The sequence below is a fragment of the Pseudomonas sp. MAG733B genome (assembly GCF_036884845.1).
In the GTDB taxonomy this organism is placed as follows: Bacteria; Pseudomonadota; Gammaproteobacteria; order Pseudomonadales; family Pseudomonadaceae; genus Aquipseudomonas.
In genome coordinates this window covers 1,597,166-1,618,911 of the sequence record NZ_CP145732.1, presented here as the reverse complement: position 1 = coordinate 1,618,911, position 21,746 = coordinate 1,597,166, and the positions used below count along the sequence as shown (strand labels likewise).

General features: G+C 59.6%; 17 protein-coding genes. 6 read left to right on the top strand and 11 right to left on the bottom strand.

Annotation, left to right across the window (positions count from 1 at the left end; all coding sequences use genetic code 11):
* The first annotated feature begins 350 nt into the window (after positions 1 to 350).
* Positions 351 to 662 carry a DUF3077 domain-containing protein gene (locus V6Z53_RS07310; protein ID WP_338584881.1) on the top strand — a complete coding sequence of 104 codons (312 nt, stop codon included), beginning with the start codon at positions 351 to 353 and terminating at the stop codon, positions 660 to 662.
* A 441-nt stretch (positions 663 to 1,103) separates the two neighbouring features.
* Here the strand turns inward: V6Z53_RS07310 and V6Z53_RS07305 are convergent, their stop codons facing one another.
* From V6Z53_RS07305 to V6Z53_RS07295, 3 genes are all read right to left on the bottom strand, one after another.
* Complete coding sequence (locus V6Z53_RS07305; RefSeq protein WP_338584880.1) at positions 1,104 to 1,850, bottom strand: hypothetical protein; 747 nt, start codon at positions 1,848 to 1,850, stop codon at positions 1,104 to 1,106.
* A gap of 739 nt (positions 1,851 to 2,589) precedes the next feature.
* A complete protein-coding gene (locus V6Z53_RS07300; RefSeq protein WP_338584879.1) occupies positions 2,590 to 3,561 on the bottom strand; it encodes a hypothetical protein in 972 nt (323 codons plus the stop codon).
* A gap of 11 nt (positions 3,562 to 3,572) precedes the next feature.
* Positions 3,573 to 4,061: a type VI secretion system tube protein Hcp gene (locus V6Z53_RS07295; RefSeq protein WP_338584878.1), complete on the bottom strand. Its 489-nt coding sequence runs from the start codon at positions 4,059 to 4,061 to the stop codon at positions 3,573 to 3,575.
* Between the two features lie 584 nt (positions 4,062 to 4,645).
* On the opposite strand from V6Z53_RS07295, the gene V6Z53_RS07290 reads away from it, so the two are divergent.
* Genes V6Z53_RS07290 through V6Z53_RS07275 form a run of 4 tightly spaced genes read left to right on the top strand, consistent with a single transcriptional unit; the run spans position 4,646 to position 9,769 of the window.
* Complete coding sequence (locus V6Z53_RS07290) at positions 4,646 to 5,122, top strand: formate dehydrogenase subunit gamma (protein ID WP_095061763.1); 477 nt, start codon at positions 4,646 to 4,648, stop codon at positions 5,120 to 5,122.
* Positions 5,122 to 6,678 carry an NADH-ubiquinone oxidoreductase-F iron-sulfur binding region domain-containing protein gene (locus tag V6Z53_RS07285; RefSeq protein ID WP_338584877.1) on the top strand — a complete coding sequence of 519 codons (1,557 nt, stop codon included), beginning with the start codon at positions 5,122 to 5,124 and terminating at the stop codon, positions 6,676 to 6,678. Before V6Z53_RS07290 ends, V6Z53_RS07285 begins: the two co-directional genes overlap by 1 nt.
* Entirely contained in the window at positions 6,675 to 9,551 is a 2,877-nt protein-coding gene (fdhF, locus tag V6Z53_RS07280; RefSeq protein ID WP_338584876.1) for a formate dehydrogenase subunit alpha, read from the top strand. Before V6Z53_RS07285 ends, fdhF begins: the two co-directional genes overlap by 4 nt.
* Entirely contained in the window at positions 9,548 to 9,769 is a 222-nt protein-coding gene (locus V6Z53_RS07275; RefSeq protein WP_338584875.1) for a formate dehydrogenase subunit delta, read from the top strand. The genes fdhF and V6Z53_RS07275 overlap by 4 nt, the downstream gene beginning before the upstream one ends.
* A 126-nt stretch (positions 9,770 to 9,895) precedes the next feature.
* On the opposite strand, the gene V6Z53_RS07270 is transcribed toward V6Z53_RS07275, so the two are convergent.
* Both V6Z53_RS07270 and V6Z53_RS07265 read right to left on the bottom strand, forming a co-directional pair.
* Positions 9,896 to 10,264 (bottom strand): PH domain-containing protein, encoded by a 369-nt coding sequence (locus V6Z53_RS07270; RefSeq protein ID WP_338584874.1) that lies wholly within the window; start codon positions 10,262 to 10,264, stop codon positions 9,896 to 9,898.
* A gap of 61 nt (positions 10,265 to 10,325) precedes the next feature.
* Positions 10,326 to 10,667, bottom strand: a complete 342-nt coding sequence (locus tag V6Z53_RS07265; RefSeq protein WP_338584873.1) for a potassium channel family protein — start codon at positions 10,665 to 10,667, stop codon at positions 10,326 to 10,328.
* Positions 10,668 to 10,808: 141 nt separating this feature from the next.
* Here V6Z53_RS07265 and V6Z53_RS07260 point away from each other — a divergent pair, with 141 nt between their 5' ends.
* Positions 10,809 to 10,985 carry a hypothetical protein gene (locus V6Z53_RS07260; RefSeq protein ID WP_338584872.1) on the top strand — a complete coding sequence of 59 codons (177 nt, stop codon included), beginning with the start codon at positions 10,809 to 10,811 and terminating at the stop codon, positions 10,983 to 10,985.
* A gap of 3 nt (positions 10,986 to 10,988) precedes the next feature.
* Here the strand turns inward: V6Z53_RS07260 and V6Z53_RS07255 are convergent, their stop codons facing one another.
* The 6 genes from V6Z53_RS07255 to V6Z53_RS07230 all read right to left on the bottom strand — a co-directional run bounded on the left by V6Z53_RS07255 (position 10,989) and on the right by V6Z53_RS07230 (position 21,630).
* On the bottom strand, positions 10,989 to 12,632 hold the full coding sequence (locus tag V6Z53_RS07255) for a fatty acid--CoA ligase (protein ID WP_338584871.1): 1,644 nt from the start codon (positions 12,630 to 12,632) through the stop codon (positions 10,989 to 10,991).
* A 20-nt stretch (positions 12,633 to 12,652) separates the two neighbouring features.
* Positions 12,653 to 14,431: an acyl-CoA dehydrogenase C-terminal domain-containing protein gene (locus V6Z53_RS07250; protein ID WP_338584869.1), complete on the bottom strand. Its 1,779-nt coding sequence runs from the start codon at positions 14,429 to 14,431 to the stop codon at positions 12,653 to 12,655.
* A gap of 7 nt (positions 14,432 to 14,438) precedes the next feature.
* Entirely contained in the window at positions 14,439 to 16,958 is a 2,520-nt protein-coding gene (locus tag V6Z53_RS07245; RefSeq protein WP_338584868.1) for an MMPL family transporter, read from the bottom strand.
* A 16-nt stretch (positions 16,959 to 16,974) separates the two neighbouring features.
* Positions 16,975 to 18,051 (bottom strand): YCF48-related protein, encoded by a 1,077-nt coding sequence (locus tag V6Z53_RS07240; RefSeq protein ID WP_338584867.1) that lies wholly within the window; start codon positions 18,049 to 18,051, stop codon positions 16,975 to 16,977.
* A 175-nt stretch (positions 18,052 to 18,226) separates the two neighbouring features.
* A complete protein-coding gene (locus tag V6Z53_RS07235; RefSeq protein ID WP_338584866.1) occupies positions 18,227 to 19,585 on the bottom strand; it encodes a DUF1329 domain-containing protein in 1,359 nt (452 codons plus the stop codon).
* Between the two features lie 41 nt (positions 19,586 to 19,626).
* The gene (locus V6Z53_RS07230) at positions 19,627 to 21,630 is read right to left on the bottom strand and encodes a DUF1302 domain-containing protein (RefSeq protein ID WP_338584865.1); all 2,004 of its coding nucleotides are present in this window, start codon (positions 21,628 to 21,630) and stop codon (positions 19,627 to 19,629) included.
* Between the last annotated feature and the right edge of the window lie 116 nt (positions 21,631 to 21,746).

Sequence of the window (21,746 nt, the reverse complement as noted above, 5' to 3'; positions counted from 1 at the left end):
ATAACCTCCCACCGTCGCTGCCAATTCAGCGACCGGGTGTGGAAACTCGTGTAATTCAAGGCGCAACAGCGCCCCCATCACGTCTGCCGGCGCTTTTTTTTATGCCTACAGCGTGAGTTATGGCGGCTGTGCGTGGGACGTCTTCGGGCGTGCCGGTTTCCTTGATTCCCGGTTTTCCACCCTGCGCACAGCTGTCACCCATTCGTGTGGAAACGAACGTGGCAGCTCCTCATATCAAGGAGTTGGATAATGCGCAGTATCAATCCGTTTGAAATTTGGCTTTCCCCTCTACGCAGTTCCCAATCGCGTAACACCCTCCCCCATTGCCTCTCCATCCCCGGAGGTGGCCAATGACTGAACAACCTGAACTCAAAACCATCGGTCTGACACCCGCGATCTACTGCGCGGATCAACCGCTGTTTCATGTCACTCGCGGGGTGCCGCTGGGTGATGCGTTGTCCATGGCTTCCGATTTTCTGTTCCTGGCCAAGACGCTCACTGAAGATGCTGCTTATGCCAGAGACACTGATCGACATGCCTGGGCTGCGCATTATTTGACTTCGATGAGTAAGGCGTTGGTGGATGATGCGGTGAAGGTGCTGACTCGGGATCGGGCTTTTGTGCCGGTGTCCAAGCGGGCGGGGGCTAAGGCTGAGGGTTAGTGGTTGAGGCCTGTGGGGGTGGTTTGTGAGGGTGGTGGCTGATTCGGCATTTGTGTTGGCTGAGTGGGCGCTATCGCTGGCAAGCCAGCTCCCACAGGGTATTGCGGTGGGCTATCGGGGGTTGGTTGGCCTCGGGGTGTGAGTGGGTTCTTGGTGCATTTTCGGCATTGAGGTGGTTGGGATGGCGCTATCGCCAGCAGGCTGGCTCCCACAGTGGGTTTGTGGTGCATCTTCGGGATTGAGGGTGGTTGGGCTGGCGTTATCACCAGCAGGCTGGCTCCCACAGTGGGTTTGTGGTGCATCTTCGGGATTGAGGGTGGTTGGGCTGGCGTTATCACCAGCAGGCTGGCTCCCACAGTGGGTTTGTGGTGCATCTTCGGGATTGAGGGTGGTTGGGCTGGCGTTATCACCAGCCATCCTTCCCCAGAAAAATCCTGAGGGTTACTTCAGCGCTTTTACGACTCGAACGTCGATGGGAAAGCCATCCGCACCGGCCAATTTCTTCCATCCCACGTACTGAAAAACCCCTTTCGGATTGATGTAGTCGCCCCGCTCCACGGTTTCACCGCCCAGCACGGCGACGTGCTTGTAGACGCCGCAGCTGCCGTCCGAACGATGGACGGTGTACACCACGTAGGGTTTGATGTAATGCGCGGCGCGGAAATGGCGGCCGCAGCCAAAATCGACAGTGAGCATCAAGGTTTTCAGATTTGCTTCGCCATCCAGTTCGGCGTGCTGGTCGAGGTCGCCGATTTCGCCGACGTCGGTGAAGCCCAGAGAGCGAGCACGTTTGTATTCCGGGGAGTTCAGGTGCTCGGTCTGGGCTTGGCGGAAATGTTGATCCATCGCCTCGTCGTTTTCAGCACTGCCCTTGGCCACTGTGTCTTTGGCTTGGGAGACGACGTTTTCACAACGGGCGTAATCGGGGGAGCTGAGGCTTGGCTGGGCCAGGTTCTTGCGGTGTACCGTAATGGTTCGCAGAAAGCCCTGGATGTTGGGCAGGACATCCATGGCCATCTTTTGCCCGTTCTGTACATCGGTCACATCCCGCTGTAATTGCTGGCAATCGGAGAGGTAGGTCTTCCAGGCGTATTCCGGGGGTTCTTCCCAGTCGGCGAGTGCCGGGGTCATCACGACGGCGAAAGTGATTGCGCAGAATAGGCGCGAGGCTGGAGCGGCAGTGAGCATGTGTAGTCCGTTACAGAGTTGAAGGCAGTAGCGCAACGCTACTGTTTTGCCAATTTGCTGTCCACTGGCTGCGTACAGGGGTTGGAGTTCAGTGCAGAACATTGCGAAAAAAAAGGAGACAGATTTCAAAGAAATAAATCTGTCCCCTTTTTGCAGTCAAACCTGACAAACCTTCTCGATTATTCGCAACAAATCTACTTCTTCCGAGATGCTTTTCAATTCGTTCGGCAAGCAGGTACGAGGATGCAAATATCCAGCAAAGCGAAAGAAATAGAAATACCATTGCAACTAGCCCAGCATACGCCAGATTAAGTTCACTCATCACACCCCCCTTTATAAATCCCCTTACAACCAATTCAGCATCAATAACAATAAAATTAAACGACAAAAAGCCAAAAAATGAATATTGCGAACAACAAGAACACACCAATAATCCATGACACCAACAATTTCCATTTCAGGTGCACTGGCAAATTTAGTAGCTCACCTTTTTCTATTAAGCCACGTCTCTCACAGAGCTCCGGAAACAAAAACATCAATGCTATCGAACCGTTCCTGACCGGTTTACCTAGCAACCCCAAACCAGACAAAGCCTTACGATTGCTTGCTACAAACTTACTCCTATTTAGGTAACCCTCTATCAACTCCGTAAACAAATAAGAGAACACATATATCCAGCAAGAGACCACTAGAGAGGAAAAAATTATGAATATTGCGATACATGCCAGCGCAATATCACTCATTGGATCAATGACTCATAAATTACTTCACCCGCCCATTCCCCAGCACTACCTCCAACTTCGCCTCCAGCCCACGCGCCAAGCCCACCGCCAATCACCGCGCACCCCAGCACACCCGCGCCCCCTGTAACAACCCCAAAAGCCACAGCACATCCGAACGTAGCCGCAGTACCTCCAACCTTACCTCCAAAAGCTCCGAGTGCAAGACTTCCAGACAACTTACCACCCTCAACATATTTTGCCTTCCTGCATTGCGTTTCGCGCCCAGTCGTACATGCGGTGTAAATAGAGGCTCCAGCAGCAGTTACACTCAAACCGATACCTAAGTACGTACCTTTTTTCAGGATATTCGAAGCTCTCGCCACGCCGCTAATAGTTTCTGCGTAACCTGCTATTACCCCTGAATGCAAATAGCTTTGCGTGGACATCTCAATCATATTTCTTATCGAGCGTTGATTGCGTAAGCCTGAGCCATATTTGGCAAAGCCGTTCAGCTGATCATCGAGCTGTTTAAACAATAACTCGCGCTTCATTAAGAAATCAGTTCGAGCCTGAGCCGTCCCACTTCTGATGTGATAACGATGAGTTGCTTCAATTTCTTCGAGAGTTTGTTTGATACCATCGAGGTGCCTACTCCAAGCACCGCCAACGCTGCCTACGCCAATAGATGAATACCCAAGCGCTCTTGTTATGAGTTCATGATTCTCCACTAAAAACCCATCACCCTGCATTCCATTGACCACCAGTGCCGAGTGGATTTCAGAGGCTTTCTTCATGTAGAACGCTTCTTCGGCCGTACAGGACGGTGTCGAATTATCACCGAAAATGATTAGCTCGCCTGGCAGCACCACCGTATTAATAACATGCGCATTCAATACATCAAATTTTGACATTGAGTTCTTGCCAAGCTGCAGCATCGATTTCAAATATGAATAAGGCTGCACTCTTGAATTTATAAAAATCGCTGACATTAGTGGCGACCTCAGGAATATTTTTTATTACTGATACGATCCCAACCACCCGCTACGTTACCTCCGCCGGAACCATCCGTTCGTTTTTGCTGGGTGTAGATCGTCTTAATACGCCCATAGTTCAAGCTGAGGCTTTCAGTAGGCACGCCATCATTTGCACTTTGTGAGTAGCTCGAAATGATGACTTCTTCCAATGTGATCTCAAAATACTTCTGCTTCTCGCCTCCGGCGCGATGTAATGTCAAAACAACTTCCTTCAGATGATCACCTGCGCAGCTGATCTCTATGAGCTTACAACTGGATTTGTCCAGGTTCTTGGTGAACGTGAAGTCGCTAACGGTCGTGCGCCCCGATGAGGCGCCACCTGCCGAGCTGGCTGTAGCGGAAGCGCTTTGATGAGTGCCGAAGTTGTATCCGGTAATTTCTATCCAATCCTTATGTTGCTCGTCCAGCGCTTCGCCAGGAATACCTTCAATTTTGATAAAAGCGTCGAACGCCATGAGACCGCTCCTTGGCAGTGGGTAGTTTGTCTTTTTAAAGGAGCAGGAAATCTACGCCGTTCGGGATAAGCGTTGACTCATTCAGACATCGCCAAAAAACAGAATCAGATGCTTCCGATTCTGTTTGGGCAGACGGATGTAGGACATTTCCGCTCACTAGGCATTGGAGCGGGTTTGGGGGTGCAGCGGAAGAATCGACACATCTGCTCCGTAGAATTACCCTCGATTCTGATGCTTCTTCTCACCTGTAATGCTTGCTATACATCCCCCATCGACAAGCCCTCCGGGCATTAGGCCGGTGTGTGAACGCCCTTGCGGCGCTCATCTAGACTTAATGGATAGTCGTAGACAGAACTGAACACGTCGCTTTGGTGCAGTTCGATCAACAGCCGCGTGGCAATCTGCCTTTTATGCCCTGAAAGATGTGCGACAGAGATCGCATCGGGCACAACAAGATGCCCGCCAAGGGTGCCCTGGCCACCGGCCTGAAATCCACGATACCGTGACGTGGTGTGAGTGCCGCAGCCGACACTTTCGGACGACCGACGACCTTCTGGTTTGTCCGTGACCGTGAGGATTGCTGAATGCCTGATGAGTTGTTGCACCTGCCTGTGGTCAACAGTCTGCTGGAGCGCCATAAGGGCACCCCGGGTGCGCTGTTGCCCATTCTTCATGATATTCAGGAGCGCATCGGTTACGTCCCCGATGCCGCCGTCCCCGAGATTGCCCATGCCCTCAACCTGAGCCAGGCCGAGGTGCGTGGGGTGATCAGTTTTTACCATGACTTCCGTACTGCGCCGCCCGCGCGGCATATCTTGCGGCTGTGCCGGGCCGAGTCGTGTCAGAGCCGTGGTGCTGAGCAGTTGGCCGCGCAGTTGCGTGAGCGTCTGCAACTGGATGATCACGGTAGCAGCGCCGATGGCAGCATCAGTTTGCGCCCGGTGTATTGCCTCGGCGCCTGCGCTTGTTCGCCTGCGCTGGAGCTGGATGGCCGGGTGCATGCGCGGCTCAGTGCCGAGCGGCTGGATGCGTTGCTCGATGCTTGCCGGGAGGACGCGTGATGCCGACTCTTTATTTGCCTTGTGATTCGCTGGCTCGTGCCGTGGGGGCCGATGAGGTGGCGGTGGCGCTGATCACGCAGGCTCAGGAACGTAATTTGCCGCTGGAGTTGCAGCGCACCAGTTCTCGCGGTTTGTATTGGCTGGAGCCGTTGCTGGAAGTGGACACGCCGCAGGGCCGTATCGGTTTTGGTCCGCTGACGGCTGACGATGTGCCGTCGGTGCTTGAAGCGCTTAACAATTCATCCGCTCATCCGCTGGCCTTGGGGCTGGTAGAAGAGTTGCCTTATCTCAAGTCTCAACAACGCCTGCTGTTTGCCCGCGCTGGCATTACCCGGCCGCTGTCGTTGGACGATTACCGGGCCCATGGCGGTTTCGAAGGTTTAACCAGGGCCGTCAGCATTGGCGGTGAACAGACTGCAACGGCGGTGTTCGATTCGGGCCTGCGTGGCCGTGGCGGTGCGGCCTTCCCCGCCGGGATCAAGTGGCGCACGGTGCGCGCGACCGAAGCTGCGCAAAAGTACATCGTCTGCAACGCCGACGAAGGCGACTCCGGCACTTTCGCCGACCGCATGTTGATGGAAGGCGACCCCTTCCTGCTGATCGAAGGTATGGCGATTGCCGGCATTACCGCCGGCGCCACCTTTGGCTACATCTATGTGCGTTCGGAATATCCGGATGCCGTGGCCACGCTGCGTGCCGCGTTGAACATTGCCCGAACTGCCGGTTACCTAGGCGCCAATGTTGGCGGCAGTGGCCTGGCCTTCGATATGGAAGTGCGTGTCGGCGCCGGTGCCTACATCTGCGGAGAAGAAACCGCGCTGCTGGACTCGCTCGAAGGCAAGCGCGGGATCGTTCGCGCCAAGCCGCCGATTCCGGCGTTGCAGGGTTTGTTCGGCTTGCCGACGCTGGTGCACAACGTGCTGACGTTGGCCTCGGTGCCGCTGATTCTGGCCAAGGGGGCGCAGTTCTACCGCGATTACGGCATGGGCCGTTCCCTGGGCACCATGCCGTTTCAACTGGCGGGCAATATTCGTCACGGCGGTCTGGTGGAACGGGCCTTTGGCCTGACCTTGCGCGAACTGGTGGAAGACTATGGTGGCGGCACCGCCAGTGGTCGTCCGCTGAAGGCTGCGCAGGTTGGCGGCCCGTTAGGCGCCTGGGTTCCGCCCTCGCAATTTGACACGCCGCTGGATTACGAAGCCTTCGCCGCCATGGGTGCGATGCTCGGTCACGGTGGTGTGGTGGTGGCTGACGACAGCCTCGACATGGCCCACATGGCGCGTTTCGCCATGCAGTTCTGCGCCGAGGAATCCTGCGGCAAATGCACGCCGTGCCGCATCGGTTCGACCCGTGGTGTCGAGGTGATCGACCGTCTGCTGGCCGCGCCGGACCAGAACAGTCGCGATGCGCAGGTGATCATCCTCAAGGACCTGTGCGACACCCTGCAATACGGTTCGCTCTGCGCGTTGGGCGGCATGACGTCTTATCCCGTGGCCAGCGCCCTCAAGCACTTCCCTGCCGACTTCGGTCTGCACGCCTCGGAGGCCGAGCAATGATTACTCTCTTCGACCCGAAAACAGACATTGACCTTGGTACTCCGGCCCGCGACAGCCAGGTGCAAGTCACCCTGAACATCGACGGCCGCAGCATCAGCGTGCCCGAAGGCACTTCGGTGATGCGCGCCGCCGCGATGCTGGGCACCACCATTCCAAAACTCTGTGCCACCGACAGCCTGGAAGCCTTCGGCTCCTGCCGCATGTGCCTGGTGGAGATCGACGGCATGCGCGGTTATCCGGCGTCCTGCACCACGCCGGTCAGCGAAGGCATGAGCGTGCACACCCAGACGCCGAAGCTCGCGACGCTGCGGCGCAACGTCATGGAGTTGTACATTTCCGACCACCCGCTGGACTGCCTGACCTGCTCGGCCAACGGTAACTGCGAGCTGCAAACCGTGGCCGGTCAGGTCGGCCTGCGGGAAGTGCGTTACGGCTACGAAGGCGACAACCATTTGGCCGACGTGAAGGACACGTCCAACCCCTACTTCGACTACGACCCGAGCAAGTGCATCGTCTGCAACCGCTGCGTGCGCGCCTGCGAAGAAACCCAAGGCACCTTCGCCCTGACGATTACCGGGCGCGGGTTTGAGTCCCGTGTTTCGGCTGCTGGTGGGGATAACTTCCTCGATTCGGAATGCGTGTCCTGCGGCGCCTGTGTGCAGGCCTGTCCTACCGCGACGCTGATGGAAAAAAGCGTGGTCGAACTGGGCCAGCCGGAACGCAGCGTGATCACCACTTGCGCGTATTGCGGTGTGGGTTGTTCGTTCCGTGCCGAGATGAAGGGCGACAAACTGGTACGCATGGTTCCGGACAAGAACGGCCAGGCCAACCACGGCCACTCCTGTGTCAAAGGGCGCTTTGCCTGGGGCTACGCCACCCACCCGGATCGCATCACCAAACCGATGATCCGCAAGCACATCAGCGACCCGTGGCAGGAAGTCAGCTGGGATGAAGCGGTGACTTACGCCGCCAGCGAATTCCGTCGGTTGCAGCAAAAATATGGCCGCGATTCCATTGGTGGCATTACCTCCAGCCGTTGCACCAACGAAGAAACCTATCTGGTGCAGAAACTGGTGCGCGCCGCGTTCGGCAACAACAACGTCGACACCTGTGCGCGGGTCTGCCACTCGCCGACCGGTTATGGCCTGAAACAAACACTTGGCGAGTCTGCTGGTACGCAGAGTTTCGACTCGGTGATGCAGGCCGACGTGATTCTGGTGATGGGCGCCAACCCTAGCGACGCTCACCCGGTGTTCGCTTCGCAGCTCAAACGTCGACTGCGTGAAGGCGCGCGGCTGATTGTTATCGATCCGCGTCGCATTGATCTGGTGGACTCGGTGCACGCCCGCGCCGAAGTGCACCTGGCGCTGCGTCCCGGCACCAACGTCGCCATGCTCAATGCGCTGGCTCATGTGATTGTCACCGAAGGCTTGCTCAATCAGGCCTTTATCGATGCCCGTTGCGAGGGTAGCGATTTCGCTAACTGGCGCGAGTTCGTCAGCCGCGCGGAAAACTCGCCGGAAGTGCTGGGCGCGATCTGCGGCGTGCCCGCTGCCGACATCCGTGCCGCTGCGCGTCTGTATGCCTCTGGCGGCAACGCGGCGATCTACTACGGATTGGGCGTTACCGAACACAGCCAGGGCAGCACAGCGGTGATGGGTATCGCCAACCTCGCCATGGCCACCGGCAACATTGGCCGCGAAGGCGTGGGCGTGAACCCGCTGCGTGGGCAGAACAACGTGCAGGGTTCCTGTGACATGGGCTCTTTCCCTCATGAGCTGCCCGGCTACCGGCACATCTCCAACGAAGTTGTGCGCACGCAGTTCGAACAGGCCTGGAACGTCACCCTGCAATCCGAGCCGGGCTTGCGCATTCCCAACATGTTCGAGTCGGCACTGGCCGGCAGCTTCAAAGGTTTGTATTGCCAGGGCGAAGACATCGCCCAGAGCGATCCGAATACCCAGCACGTGACTGCGGCCCTCTCGGCCATGGAGTGCGTGGTGGTGCAGGATATTTTCCTTAACGAAACCGCCAAATTCGCCCACGTGTTTTTGCCGGGCAGTTCGTTCCTGGAAAAGGACGGCACGTTCACCAACGCCGAACGACGCATCTCTCGGGTGCGCAAGGTCATGGAGCCGCTGGGAGACAAGGCCGACTGGGAAGGCACCGTGGCCCTGGCCAATGCCTTGGGCTACCCGATGAATTACAAACATCCGTCGGAAATCATGGATGAAATCGCCAGCCTGACGCCGACCTTCACCAACGTCAGCTACGCCGAACTGGACCGCCACGGCAGCCTGCAATGGCCATGCAACGCGGCGGCACCGGACGGCACGCCGACCATGCACATCGAAGAATTCGTGCGCGGCAAGGGGCGCTTCATGCTCACCGGCTACGTGCCGACCGAGGAGAAGGTCAACGCTCGCTATCCGCTGCTGCTGACCACCGGGCGCATCCTCAGCCAGTACAACGTCGGCGCGCAAACCCGGCGTACCGACAACGTTGCCTGGCATGACGAAGACCGCTTGGAAATCCACCCGACCGACGCCGAGAGCCGTGGCATCAACGAGGGCGATTGGGTCGGCATCGGCAGCCGCGCCGGGCAGACCGTGTTGCGTGCGCGGATTACCGAAAGGGTTGCGCCGGGCGTGGTGTACACCACGTTCCACTTCCCGGAATCGGGGGCCAACGTGATCACCACCGACAACTCGGACTGGGCCACCAACTGTCCGGAGTACAAGGTCACGGCCGTGGAGGTCAGCCGCGTTTATCACCCTTCGGAGTGGCAAAAACGCTTTCAGGAGTTCAGTGATGAGCAGCATCGTTTGCTGAAGGAACGTCGGCATCCCGAGAAAGCCGAGGTGCGTAAATGAGTACGGACAACCTGATCAAGATGGCCAACCAGATCGGCCAGTACTTTGCGACGCAACCGGACCAGGAACAGGCGGTACTTAGTGTGCGTAATCATCTGCAAATGTTCTGGGCGCCGAGCATGCGCAAGGAGTTGCTGGCGTGGCAGACGGAGCACAACGGGGCGGATTTGCATCCGTTGGTGCAGGCGGCGGTGAGTGGGGCAGGTTGGGAGGCTTAGGCCTGCTGGTTGAAAAACCTGTAGGAGCATAGCTTGCTCGCGATAGCGTCAGTTCAGGCAACATTGATGCTGAATGTACTGGCCTCATCGCGAGCAAGCTCAGCTCCTACAAAAGCTGTGTGTTGCTCAGAGCAGGTGCTGGGAGATCAGCTTGGAGACCTCGACCATCGAGGTCTTCCCGGTGAATTCGAACTTCACTTTCCCCAACGACGAAAAATAGATTTCCAGTTCGGAATCCAGATCGAACGTCCCCGAGGTTTCCACCGAGTACGCCACGATGTTTTTGTACGGCAACGAAGTGAAGTCTTTCTTGCTGCCGGTGATGCCCTGCACGTTCACCGCGATGATGCGTTTGTTGGTAAACACCACGCCGTCGCGCATGGATTTGTAGGAGTCGATGACTTTCTCACCGTCCAGCAACAGGGCGGTCACGCGTTCGGCGTACTCGTCGTTTTGCTTGAGCTTGAAGAATCCCTTGTTGTTGAAGTCGATCATGGGTCATTCCCTGTGGGTCAAAACCCGCATCTAAGCACGACTTCATGGCATTGAGCCTGTCTTACTTGTCGCCACCTGTTACCCGCACCGCGATCTCGATCGCCCGCACGCTGATCGCCGCGAATATCGCGGTCAGCAGCACGCCGTTGAACCCCAGCAATATCGCCAATACCCGCGACACCGCCAGTTTCGGCACAAGTTCGCCGTAGCCGATGGTCAACCCGGTCACGAAACCGAAGTAGATGCCGTCGAAAGGCTCCCAACCTTCCAGATAGCTGATGATCAGGCCGAAGGTGACGATGACGACAAGCATGACGGAAAGGATCGGCGAAACGATTCGAAGGTAATAGCCGACGGCTTTGTAGAACTCTCGACGGATGTGCGACGTACGAACGTGCTTCATGTCTTGGGCTTCCTGTGGGCAGCAGGCGGGTGGGCACCCATCAGCTTGGCACAGGATTTGGAAATCGATGGCCGGACCAACGGAGCGTGGCAGGCGCAGAACACGGATTAAGCTGGAAAGACCCGGCACTGGAGAACTCCCATGCTCAAGCACTTGCTCGCGCCGTTCCTGCTCGCCGTGGTCGTGGCCATCAGCGGGTCGTCCTGCCACGACACCCGCCAGGACGAACAGGCCAGTCCGCCCGTCAACGGTGGCAGTGGCAGGATCATCCCTCCCCAGCAACGCATGCCCTCGACCATGCCACGGCCGAGGATGTAGCGTTCAGTTGGCTTCGCTCTCGCGGATCAGTTTCTTGTTGATCTTGCCGACGCTGGTCTTGGGGATTTCGGCGACGAATTTGAACTGCTTGGGAATCGCCCATTTGTTGATGCGCCCGCCATCGACGAAGGCTTGCAAGTGCGTTTCCAGGTGTTTGCGGTCGAGGTACTGGCCCGGCTCGCAGACGACCATCGCCATGGGCCGTTCACCCCATTGTTCATCGACGATGCCCACCACCGCGACCGACATCACCGCCGGGTGTTGGCTGATCAGGCTTTCCAGTTCCAGTGAGCTGATCCACTCGCCGCCGGTTTTGATCACGTCCTTGATGCGGTCCTTGATTTCCACACCGCCCCATTCATCTATCGACGCCATGTCACCGGTGTGCAGCCAGCCGTTGTGCCAGAGTTCGGCGCCCTTCTCCTTGTCCTTCAAATAACCTTGGGTAAGCCACGGTGCGCGCACCACGATTTCGCCGAGAGATTCGCCGTCGTGGGCAACATCGTTGCCGTTGGCATCGATGATTTTCAGGTCGACCATCGGCACCGTCGTGCCGGTCTTGATGCGGATCGGCAGTTGCGCTTCGGCGGATAACTGGAGGTCTTCGTCACGCAGGTAGGTCAGGCACAGCAACGGGCAGGTTTCCGACATGCCGTAACCGGCGTGCACCACCATGCCTTTGCTGCTGGCTTCATGGGCGATGCCGAGGGTCAGCGCGCTGCCGCCGAGAAGCATTTTCCAGCCGTCGAAACGCGCCTGTTTGCCTTCCTCACAGTTGAGGATCATTTGCAGGATGGTCGGCACGCAGTGCGAAAACGTGACCTTCTCTTCGCGATAGAGGCGCACCAGGCTGTTGGGTTCGTAGCGGCCGGGGTAGACCTGCTTGATACCCATCAGGGTCGCGACGTACGGCACGCCCCACGCATGCACGTGGAACATCGGCGTGATCGGCATGTACACGTCGTCGGAGCGCAGCAGCGGCTGGCCCTGATAAACGCCCAACGTGCCAACGGCATTCAGGGTGTGCAGGACCAATTGGCGATGGGTGAAGTACACGCCTTTCGGGTCGCCGGTGGTGCCTGTTGTGTAGAACAGGGTGGCGACCGAGTTCTCGTCGAAATCGGGGAAGGCGTATTGGTCGGATGCCTCGGACAGCAGATTTTCATACTCGCCGAACATCGGCAAAGACGTTGCGGCTGGTTTGTCTTCGGTCAGCTGAAGGTAACCTTTGACGGTTTTCAGCCGCCCGTGAATCTGCTCAACCAGCGGCAGAAAATCATCATGCACCAGCACCAGATCATCCTCGGCGTGGTTCATGGTGTAGAGCACTTGTTCCGGCGACAGGCGAATGTTCACCGTGTGCAGCACCGCGCCGATCATCGGCACGGCGAAGAAGCATTCCAGATAACGGTGACTGTCCCAGTCGAGCAGCGCCACGGTGTCGCCGGCCTTCACACCGGCCGCCGTCAGCGCGTTGGCCAGGCGGCGGATGCGCTTGTTGAGGGTCAGGTAGTTGTAGCGCAGCTTGTCGGCGTAGACGATTTCCCGACCCGGCTCGTAGCGCACGCCGGACAGCAGCAACTGCTTGATCAGCAGCGGATAGGCGTAGGCGCCGTCGGCGGGCGGAATTATTTTTGTCGCCATCATGTTGGGGGTTCCTTGTCCTTTCAGAACTGATCGGCTTGCAACGCGAACAGGCATTCACTGCCAGCCTTGGCCGATGCGCTCAACGAGTGGATACGCGGCAGCAAGCGGGCATAGTAGAAGCGTGCGGTGGCCAGTTTGCTGACGTAGAAATCGTCCTTCGAATGGGTGCTCATGGCGGCCTTGGCCATGCGTGCCCACATGTAGGCGTAGGCGGTGTAGCCGAACACGTGCAGGTACTCGACCGAGGCCGCGCCGATTTCATTCGGGTTGCTTTGTGCGCGGTCGAGCAGCCACGCGGTCAGTTCGTCGAGGGTGTCGACGGCGGCGTTCAGCGGCTTGGTGAACTCGCCGAGATCGGCGCAGGCATTGGCGGTGAAGTTGCGGATTTCCGAGGCGAACAAACGGTAAAGCGCCCCGCCGCTGCCGACGATTTTGCGCCCGGCCAAGTCCAGGGACTGAATGCCGTTGGTGCCTTCGTAGATCTGCGTGATTCGCACATCGCGCACCAGTTGCTCTTGGCCCCACTCGCGGATGTAGCCATGGCCGCCGAAGATCATCTGACCGTGCAAAGTAGTTTCCAGGCCCATGTCGGTGAGGAAGGCCTTGGCCACCGGGGTCAGCAGCGACACCAGTTCCTGAGCGCGGTTGCGGGTGACTTCGTCTTCGCTGAACTTGGCGCTGTCCAGTTGCAGCGCCACGTAGCTGGAGAACGCGCGACCGCCTTCGTTCAAGGCTTTCATGGTCAACAGCATGCGCCGCACATCGGGGTGGACGATGATCGGGTCGGCGGACTGCTCATTGAACTGCGCACCGGTCGGCGCACGGCTTTGCAGACGATCACGGGCGTAAGCGACGGCGTTCTGGTAGGAGCGCTCACCCTGCGCCAGGCCTTGTATGCCCACGCCCAGACGCTCGTAATTCATCATGGTGAACATCGCCGCCAGGCCTTTGTTCGGCGCGTCGACGATCCAGCCCGTGGCGCCGTCGAAGTTCATCACGCAGGTGGCGGACGCCTTGATGCCCATCTTGTGTTCGATGGAACCGCAGGACAGCGCATTGCGTTCGCCCAGTGAACCGTCGTCGTTGACCAGTACTTTGGGCACCAAAAACAGCGAGATGCCTTTCGGCCCTGCCGGTGCATCCGGCAGACGCGCCAGCACCAAATGGATGATGTTTTCCGTCAGATCGTGTTCGCCGCCGGTGATGAAAATCTTGCTGCCGCTGACCTTGTAACTGCCATCGGCCTGAGGCTCGGCGCGGGTGCGGATCATGCCGAGGTCGGTGCCGGCGTGGGCTTCGGTCAGGCACATCGAACCGGTCCAGGTCCCGGCGTACATGTTCGGCAGGTACTTGGTTTTCAGCGCTTCGCTGGCATGGGCGTTGATCGACAGGCAAGCGCCCGCCGTCAACATCGGATACAGGCCGAACGACAGGCTGGCCGAGTTGACCATTTCTTCGACCTGCGCCGAAATCGCCTTGGGCATGCCCATGCCGCCGAACTGCGGATCGCCGCCGACACCGACCCAACCGCCCTCGGCGAACGCTTGATAGGCCTCGGCGAAACCATCCGCCGCGCCGACCACGCCGTTGTTCCAGGTGCAGCCCTGTTCGTCGCTGGCGCGGTTCAGCGGCGCGATCACTTCGCCGCTGATCTTGCCGGCCTCTTCCAGAATGGCGGCGGCGGTTTCTTCGTCGATCACTTCGGCCAGGCCCGGCAGTTTGGCCCACAACCGGGACACCTGGAAAACCTCGTTGAGTACGAAGCGCATGTCGCGCAAAGGAGCTTTGTAGTCAGACATTGTTGGCTTACTCGGAAGTGGTCAGGGCATGAGGCACGCCCGGACGTTCAGTGGATTCGGTGGTTTCGGCTGCCGTGACGGGTGCGGTTTGCGGCACCCGTTCACGCAGCAGGAAGTACGACAGGGCTGGAATGAGGATCAGCGCGCCGAGCATGTTCCACAGGAACATGAAGGTCAGCAGGATGCCCATGTCGGCCTGGAATTTGATCGGCGACCAGACCCAGCACACCACGCCCGCCGCGAGGGTGATGCCCACCAGCCCGACCACCCGGCCGGTGAACGACACGGCATTGCGGTAGGCCTGGGACAGCGGCAAGCCCTGACGCTGGAAGTGCAGTTGCACGCTGAGCAGGTACAAGGCGTAGTCGACGCCGATGCCCACGCCAAGGGCGATCACCGGCAAGGTCGCGACTTTGACGCCGATGCCCATGGCGACCATCAGCGCTTCGCAGAGGATCGAGGTCAGCACCAGCGGCAACAACGCCACCAGCGTGGCGCGCCAGCTGCGGAAGGTGATCAGGCAGAACAACGTCACCGCCGCATAGACGTACAGCAGCATGGTGCGATTGGCTTCGCGCACGACGATGTTGGTCGCCGCCTCGATGCCCGCCGTACCGGCCGCCAACAGAAACTGGCGATCCTCGGTGCTGTTTTCCCTGGCGAACTGGTCGGCAATCGCCACCACGGCGTCGAGGGTTTCGGCCTTGTGATCCTTAAGGAAGGTGATCACCGGCATCAGCGAACAATCGGTGTTGAACAGCTCCGGCGAGTTGACCGAGGCTTGCTGCGCGGCGTAGTTGAGCACGTCCTGATTGCGCTGGATGCTGTTGAGTTTTGGGTTGCCTTCGTAGGTGCCGGCCGTGATTTGCCGTACGGCGTTGACCAGCGAAGCCGTGGCTTGTACGCCCGGATACTGTTGCAGCTCCCACGCCAGGCGGTCGGCGAGCACCAGCGTTTTATAGTTTAGGCAGCCTTCCGGCGCGGTCTTGATCATCACCGCGAACAGGTCGCTGGACAGCGCGTAATGCTGGGTGATGTAGGCGTTGTCGCGGTTGTAGCGCGAGTCGGCACGCAGTTCCGGCGCACCGCTTTCCAGGTCGCCGATTTTCAGGTTGAGGCTTACCATGAAACCGCCGACGCCCATCAGCACCGCGACCAACACCGCGCCGGTCGCCCACTTGGCGGTGGTGAAGCGGTCGAGCAGATCCCAGAGTTTGCCGAAGCCTTTGTGGTGTTCGGCGCGGGTGTCGATTTTCAGTGCGCGCTCGGCGGCTTTGGCGCCAACGCCGACATAGGACAGCGCCACCGGCATCAGCAACAGCGAGGTGAAGATCAGCACCGCGACGCCGATGCTGGCGGTGATCGCCAAGTCCTGGATCACCGGAATATCGATCAGCATCAACACCGCAAAACCCACGGCATCGGCGAGCAACGCGGTAACGCCGGCAATGAACAAACGGCGGAAGGTATAGCGCGCAGCGATCAGTTTGTGGGTGCCACGGGCGATGTCCTGCATGATCCCGTTCATCTTCTGCGCGGCGTGGGACACGCCGATGGCGAAGATCAAAAACGGCACCAGCACCGAGTACGGATCGATGGCGTAGCCGAGCCAGGCGACGATGCCCAGTTGCCAGACCACCGCGATCAGCGAGCAGCCGACCACCAGCAATGTGCTGCGTACGCAACGGGTGTAGGCGTAGATGATCGCCAGCGAAGTGATCACCGCCAGGCCGAAAAACATCATCACCTGGATCAAGCCATCGATCAGGTCGCCCATCAGTTTGGCGAAGCCGATCACCCGCACCTTGAACTGGCCCTTGCCCTCTTCCCCGGCCTTGCGTGCGGCGCTGTCGCCAGCGAATTCGATCTTGTCGCGCAACTGCTCTTCGAGCATTTGCGAGAAGGCGTGGTAGTTGATGGGTTGGCCGCCGGCGGCGGCTTTGTCCAGCAGCGGCACGATCAGCATGGTCGACTTGAAATCGCTGGCCACCAGGCTGCCGACCAGACCGGCGCGGGAGATGTTCTGGCGCAACTGCTCGATTTGCTCAGGTTGCCCGGAATAGGTATCGGGCATCACCGGGCCACCCTGGAAGCCTTCCTCGGTGACTTCGGTCCAGCGCACGGCCGGGCTCCACAGCGACTTCATCCAGGCCCGGTCGACGCCTTCGGTGAGGAACAACTGATCGTTGACCTGCTTGAGCACGTCGAGGTACGCCGGGTCGAAAATATCGCCTTGGGTGTTCTCGACCACCACGCGCACCGAGTTGCCCAGACCGCGCAACGATTGGCGGTTTTCCAGGAAGTTCTGGATGTAGGGCTGGCTCTGCGGAATCATTTTTTCGAAGCTGGGACGCAGCTCAAGGCGCGTCACAGCCATGAAGCCCAGCACCACGGTGGTCAGCGCCATCAGCAGCATGAACAGCGGGCGGAAGTTGAACACCAAGCGTTCGAGGAGGTTGCCGGAGTGTTGGTCGAAATCCCGCAGATCGCGGATCACCGGCATGGCGTCTTGTTTGATATTGCCCATGTCTGGGTTCTCGCTCTTAGGGTTCGAGGGCTAGCGTCTGGGCGCCACGGCTGCCCGCGACCACCAACGCGCCAGCGGCGGACTGGGTGGCACCGGCGACCGGCGTCGGCACCGGTTGGCGCAGCAGCTGCAATTGCGCGCCCGTGCCCTGGCTGACCAGCATCTGTCCGCCCTGGGTGAACAAGCGGTAATTGCCACGGGCATCGATCAGGCCTGCGGTGATGCTGACGTGCAGGCCGGTGTCGAGCGCGGTCCAGTTCTGGCCGCCATCGATGCTGCGCAACACGTTACCGCGCAGGCCGTAGACCAGCACTTCGCCGGGCTTGCCGAGTACACCGAAGAAGCTGCCCTGATACGGCGTCGGCACGACGGCAAAGCGCTGGGCGTTGTCATCCCATTTGAGCAACAGGCCTTGTTCGCCAGCGATGTACACCGCGTCGCCGGTGGAGGCGATGGCGTTAAGGTGGAAACTCTGCGGGTTGTCGGTGCGATCCTGGAATGGCGTCCAGCTCTGGCCACCGTCGTCGGTGCGCAGGATCAGGTTGAACACGCCGACCACGTAGCCAACTTTGTCGTTGGCGAACCAGACGTCGAGCAGCGGTTTATCCGCGCCCTGCTCGACCAATCGCTGGCCCTCGGCAACCAGCAACGGCCATTGCTCGTTGCTCGGCTCGGTGTTGGCCAGCGCGGTGTAATGCTTGACCAGCAAATCGCCGATCTGGCGACCGTCGAGTTGCTTTTGCCAGGTCGCACCGGCGTCGCTGCTGTGCAGCACCACGCCGTCATTGCCCACCGCCCAGCCTTGGGTGGCGGTCGGAAAATTCACCGCAGTGAGGTCGGCACTGGCCGGCACGGTGGCCTGCTTCCAGTGCTGACCGGAATCATCGGAAAACACAATATGGCCACGCTGGCCGACGGCGATCACGCGCTCACCGGCGCGGGCCATGCCGGACAACGGGCTTTTGATGGCCAAGGCGCTGACCTTGACAGGCAGGTCCAGCACATCGACGTAATTAGCCGCGTGGGTGGTGCCCTGCAACAGGCCGAGCACCACGCCAAACGCCAACGGCAAATAATTTTTATACGAACACATACCGCGTCCTCTTCGGAAAACCGCGCCGGGACACACGTCCGTGTGCCTGACGTTCATGCCGTCTGTGGGAGCGAGCCTGCTCGCGATGGTCGTCAACGATGACGCGGGGCGTCTGGTTCCCCGCGGTGTTCTTGAGTCCATCGCGAGCAGGCTCGCTCCCACAGTGGATCGTGGCTTAGCGAATACCGGCGCCGGCCAGGGATTCCGACGACCACTGCGCCTTGGAGAGCGGGTCGATGTACTTGATGCCGCCATACGGGCCGACCACACCGTTGATGTTGTAGGTGCCGCCGACCAGGTCGTAGATCATGAACGGCGTGGAGTCCGGCACCTGCTTGTCATAGCTCTGGCTGAGGAAGGCGAAGGAGCCGCGATAGAGCTGGCCACGGGCGTCGTATTGATCCGAGGCCAGAGCGGTCCAGCTGTCTTCGTCGAGGTAGAAGCGGCGCTTGGCGTAGATGTGGCGCGCACCGGACTTGAGGGTGCCTTCGACGACCCACACGCGGTGTTTTTCCCAACGCACGAAGTCTGGCGCGAGGTGGTTGGCGCTGGTCAGCGACTTCGGATCCTGGACGTAGGTCAGCTTGTAGGTGTTGTAAGGCACGATCATTTCCTGCTTGCCCACCAGCTTCCAGTCGTAGCGATCCAGTGCACCGTTGAACACGAACACGTCATCGTAGGTGCCCGCGCCGGCGGTGCCCGGGTTCGGCGTGTCGTAGGCCAGGTTCGGCGCCAGTTTCACCCGACGCTGGCCCGGCAGGTATTGCCAGGCGCGGCGTGGCTGCTGCAACGGGTTGGCCGCGTCCTTGAGCATGATCGCTTCGCCAGCCCGGCGCGCAGGGCCGGTGTAGGACAGCTTCATCTGGTAGTACACGTCGGCGCTGCTGATCGGCTGCGCCAGGTTTTCGTAGATCGGGTAGGAAATGAATGCCTGCCCGGTGATCGCCAGGCTTGGCACACCCGCGGAGTCGACGTTCCACGAGTCGTACTTGGAGTTGATGCTCACGCCCTGATAGCGCAACAGGAAGTTCCACATCGCTTCATTGCCCGACTGCGGAATCGGGAATGGGACGCCCGGCAGCACGTTTTCGATGGCCAGCCCACCTTCGAGCGACTTGGCGCCGCTGGCGTTTTTCACACCGTTATCCAGCACGGCCTGGGGCAGCGAGACGGTGCGGTGAGTCGGGAACACATCGACACGAAAAGTCGGGAAACGCTTGGCCAGTTCCACCGTGGTGGCGCTGAGCATGTTCTTGTACTGATCGACGTTTTTGCCGTCGATCACCAGCAGTGGTTTTTCGCTGGCGAACGGGTCCGGGCGCATGCTGTCGCCGGCCTTGAAGCTGGCCGGCGGCGTGGTCAGGCCACCGTTGTAGGCGGGGATGGAACCATCAGCGTTCCCGGCCTTTTCGGCGCCCACCAGCGTCAGGCTGCTGCCGAGTTTGGCAACGTCCTGAGGTGAAACAGCGGCCTGCGCCTGCGCGGCGAGGACCATGGCCAGCGAAGCGGCCAACACGGTTTGTGCGAATTTCATGTTGTTATTCTCCTGCTTGCATTGAGCAAATCAGTGGTGAATCAAAAAGTGGTTTTCATCGTCAGGTACACGGCGCCACGGTCCTCAGTCGTTGCACCGCCACCGGAGAAGGCCGAGTAGCCACCGGCGTAACAGGCGTAGTTTTCGTTGCCGCTGAAGGCGTTCGGCGTGGAGCCGTCGCCACCGGTCGGGCCGGTGCTTGTGCCGCTGACGTTGCACTTGTCGGTCTTGCCGAAAGAGTCCACGTACTTCAGGTCGACAAAGTATTTGTTGTACACAACGGCCCCGAGGCCGATGGCGTAGTTGCCGGTGTCCTTGGCACCGCCACCGGAGACCGGTGACACGCCATCAAGACCGACGTTGACGGACATCGGCGCGTTGAGGTCGACACCGGGGAACACCTGATACCAGGTCGGTGTGAAGTTGACCGCGATGCCCCAGTTGTCCCGGGTCGGCGCGTCGATGCCGCGATAGCTGTCCTTGCCTTTGTAGAGCGCCTCGTTCTTGCTATCGAGCTTGAGCAGGTTGCTGTAGTACAACTCGCCAAGCAGGGTCGCGGAATCGAACAGCGGCGTATCGGCAATGGTCATCAAGCCATTGAGCGTCCAGTGCAAGGTGTCGCCGGTGGCGGCCATGCTGTCGCCCTTTTCCGGGGTGTCGTAGACCACGCCGGTGGCAGCGGTGCGCGCCGGCAGCAGGCCAAGCCCTTGGCCCAGACCCAACGGACTGTTGGTACTGACAATCGCCGGGATACTGGCCAGCGGCATGTTGTGGCGAATGTTCAGGTCCGAACCGACGCTGACCCCGCCGACATCCTTGGACAGGCTCAGGCCGACGATCTTGATGTTGTCGGCATAGGCCATTTGATAGGTGGCGGTGCTCAACGAGTTGAGGGTGTTGACCACGGCAGGCACTTGCCCGGCCGGGCGGGTGCCGTTGGCATTGGCCGAGGACAGACCGCGAGCATCGAGCCAGGCTTGCGGCAGGATTTCCGAGGTTTCGCGGTAGTAGACGCCGAGGGTGCCATCCAGCCACGCAGGCGACCACTTGGCCATGACGCCCCAGTCGCCGCGCTTGTCCGGCGTCAGGTCATGGCCGCGACGCACGTTGGTCAAACCGTTGCACGGCGCCAGGCCACAACCCAGCGGGCTGCCCGGAACCACGGCGTTGGTGTTGCCGAGCAGGAACGACTGCGCGCCGAAACCGACCAGGTCGGAACCGCCGTAATAGGTTCCGGCCTCAGGCAAACGCGCTTCATCCCAATCCAGGAAATACTGGGCGCCGACGGTCAATTCCGGGTTGACGGTGAACGACATCGACAGCTGGTTACGCGGGACGAACAGCTCTTTGGCTTCAGTGCCCGGCGACGCCGCGAGCTTGGCCAGATCGAGACCGGACTGACCGTAGCTGACCGAGTGCACCGGGTTGAGAAGGGTCTCGCCCCAGAACACGTTGTGCTGGCCGGCCTTGACGCTGAGTATCGATTCTTCGCCAATCTCGGTGCTGTAGAACACGAAAGCGTCGAGGATTTCGCCGGACGGGCCGGTGTAGTAGCGCTGGGCGTAGTTGCTCAGGTGCGGACTGCCGGTGCCGACGTTGTCATTGGTGACGCCCGCCAGACGCGGATCGTTGGCGATCAGGCCCGAAGTCGAACCGTTGCCGTTGACGAACGGGTTGGAGTTGGAGCCGGCATTCTCGTAAGCCTTGTCGTACCAGCTGGCGGCGCTGACGCGAAAGCCCATGTGGTTTTGATAGACCACGTCCATCTCGGTCAACAGGTCGACGCGGTTGGTGATGTTGGTGCCGGCCTTGCGGAAGTTGTAATCGCCATCGTTGTTGTTCGGCGTGGCCAACATGCGCTTGTCGGCGCTTTCGGTGCGCACGCCGTAGTTGTACTTCACGGTGTTATCCAGGCGAACTGTCCAGTCCGGGTTACCCGTCTCGATCTCCGCCGCATGGGCCATCGGCACCGTTGCCGCGAGAATGGCCGAGGCCAGCAAGGTGTAGCGTGAAGCGGTGAACCCGTGACTCTTGTTGTTGTGCATTGCGTTGTCTCCGCCTTTTTGTATTTGTTTTAAGCGCAGCCGCCCTCTCGCGGACCTCTTCGGGTCAACGTTTCAGGAGTGAGGGCAAATACCGGTTGGCGTAATGCCTGCCGGTT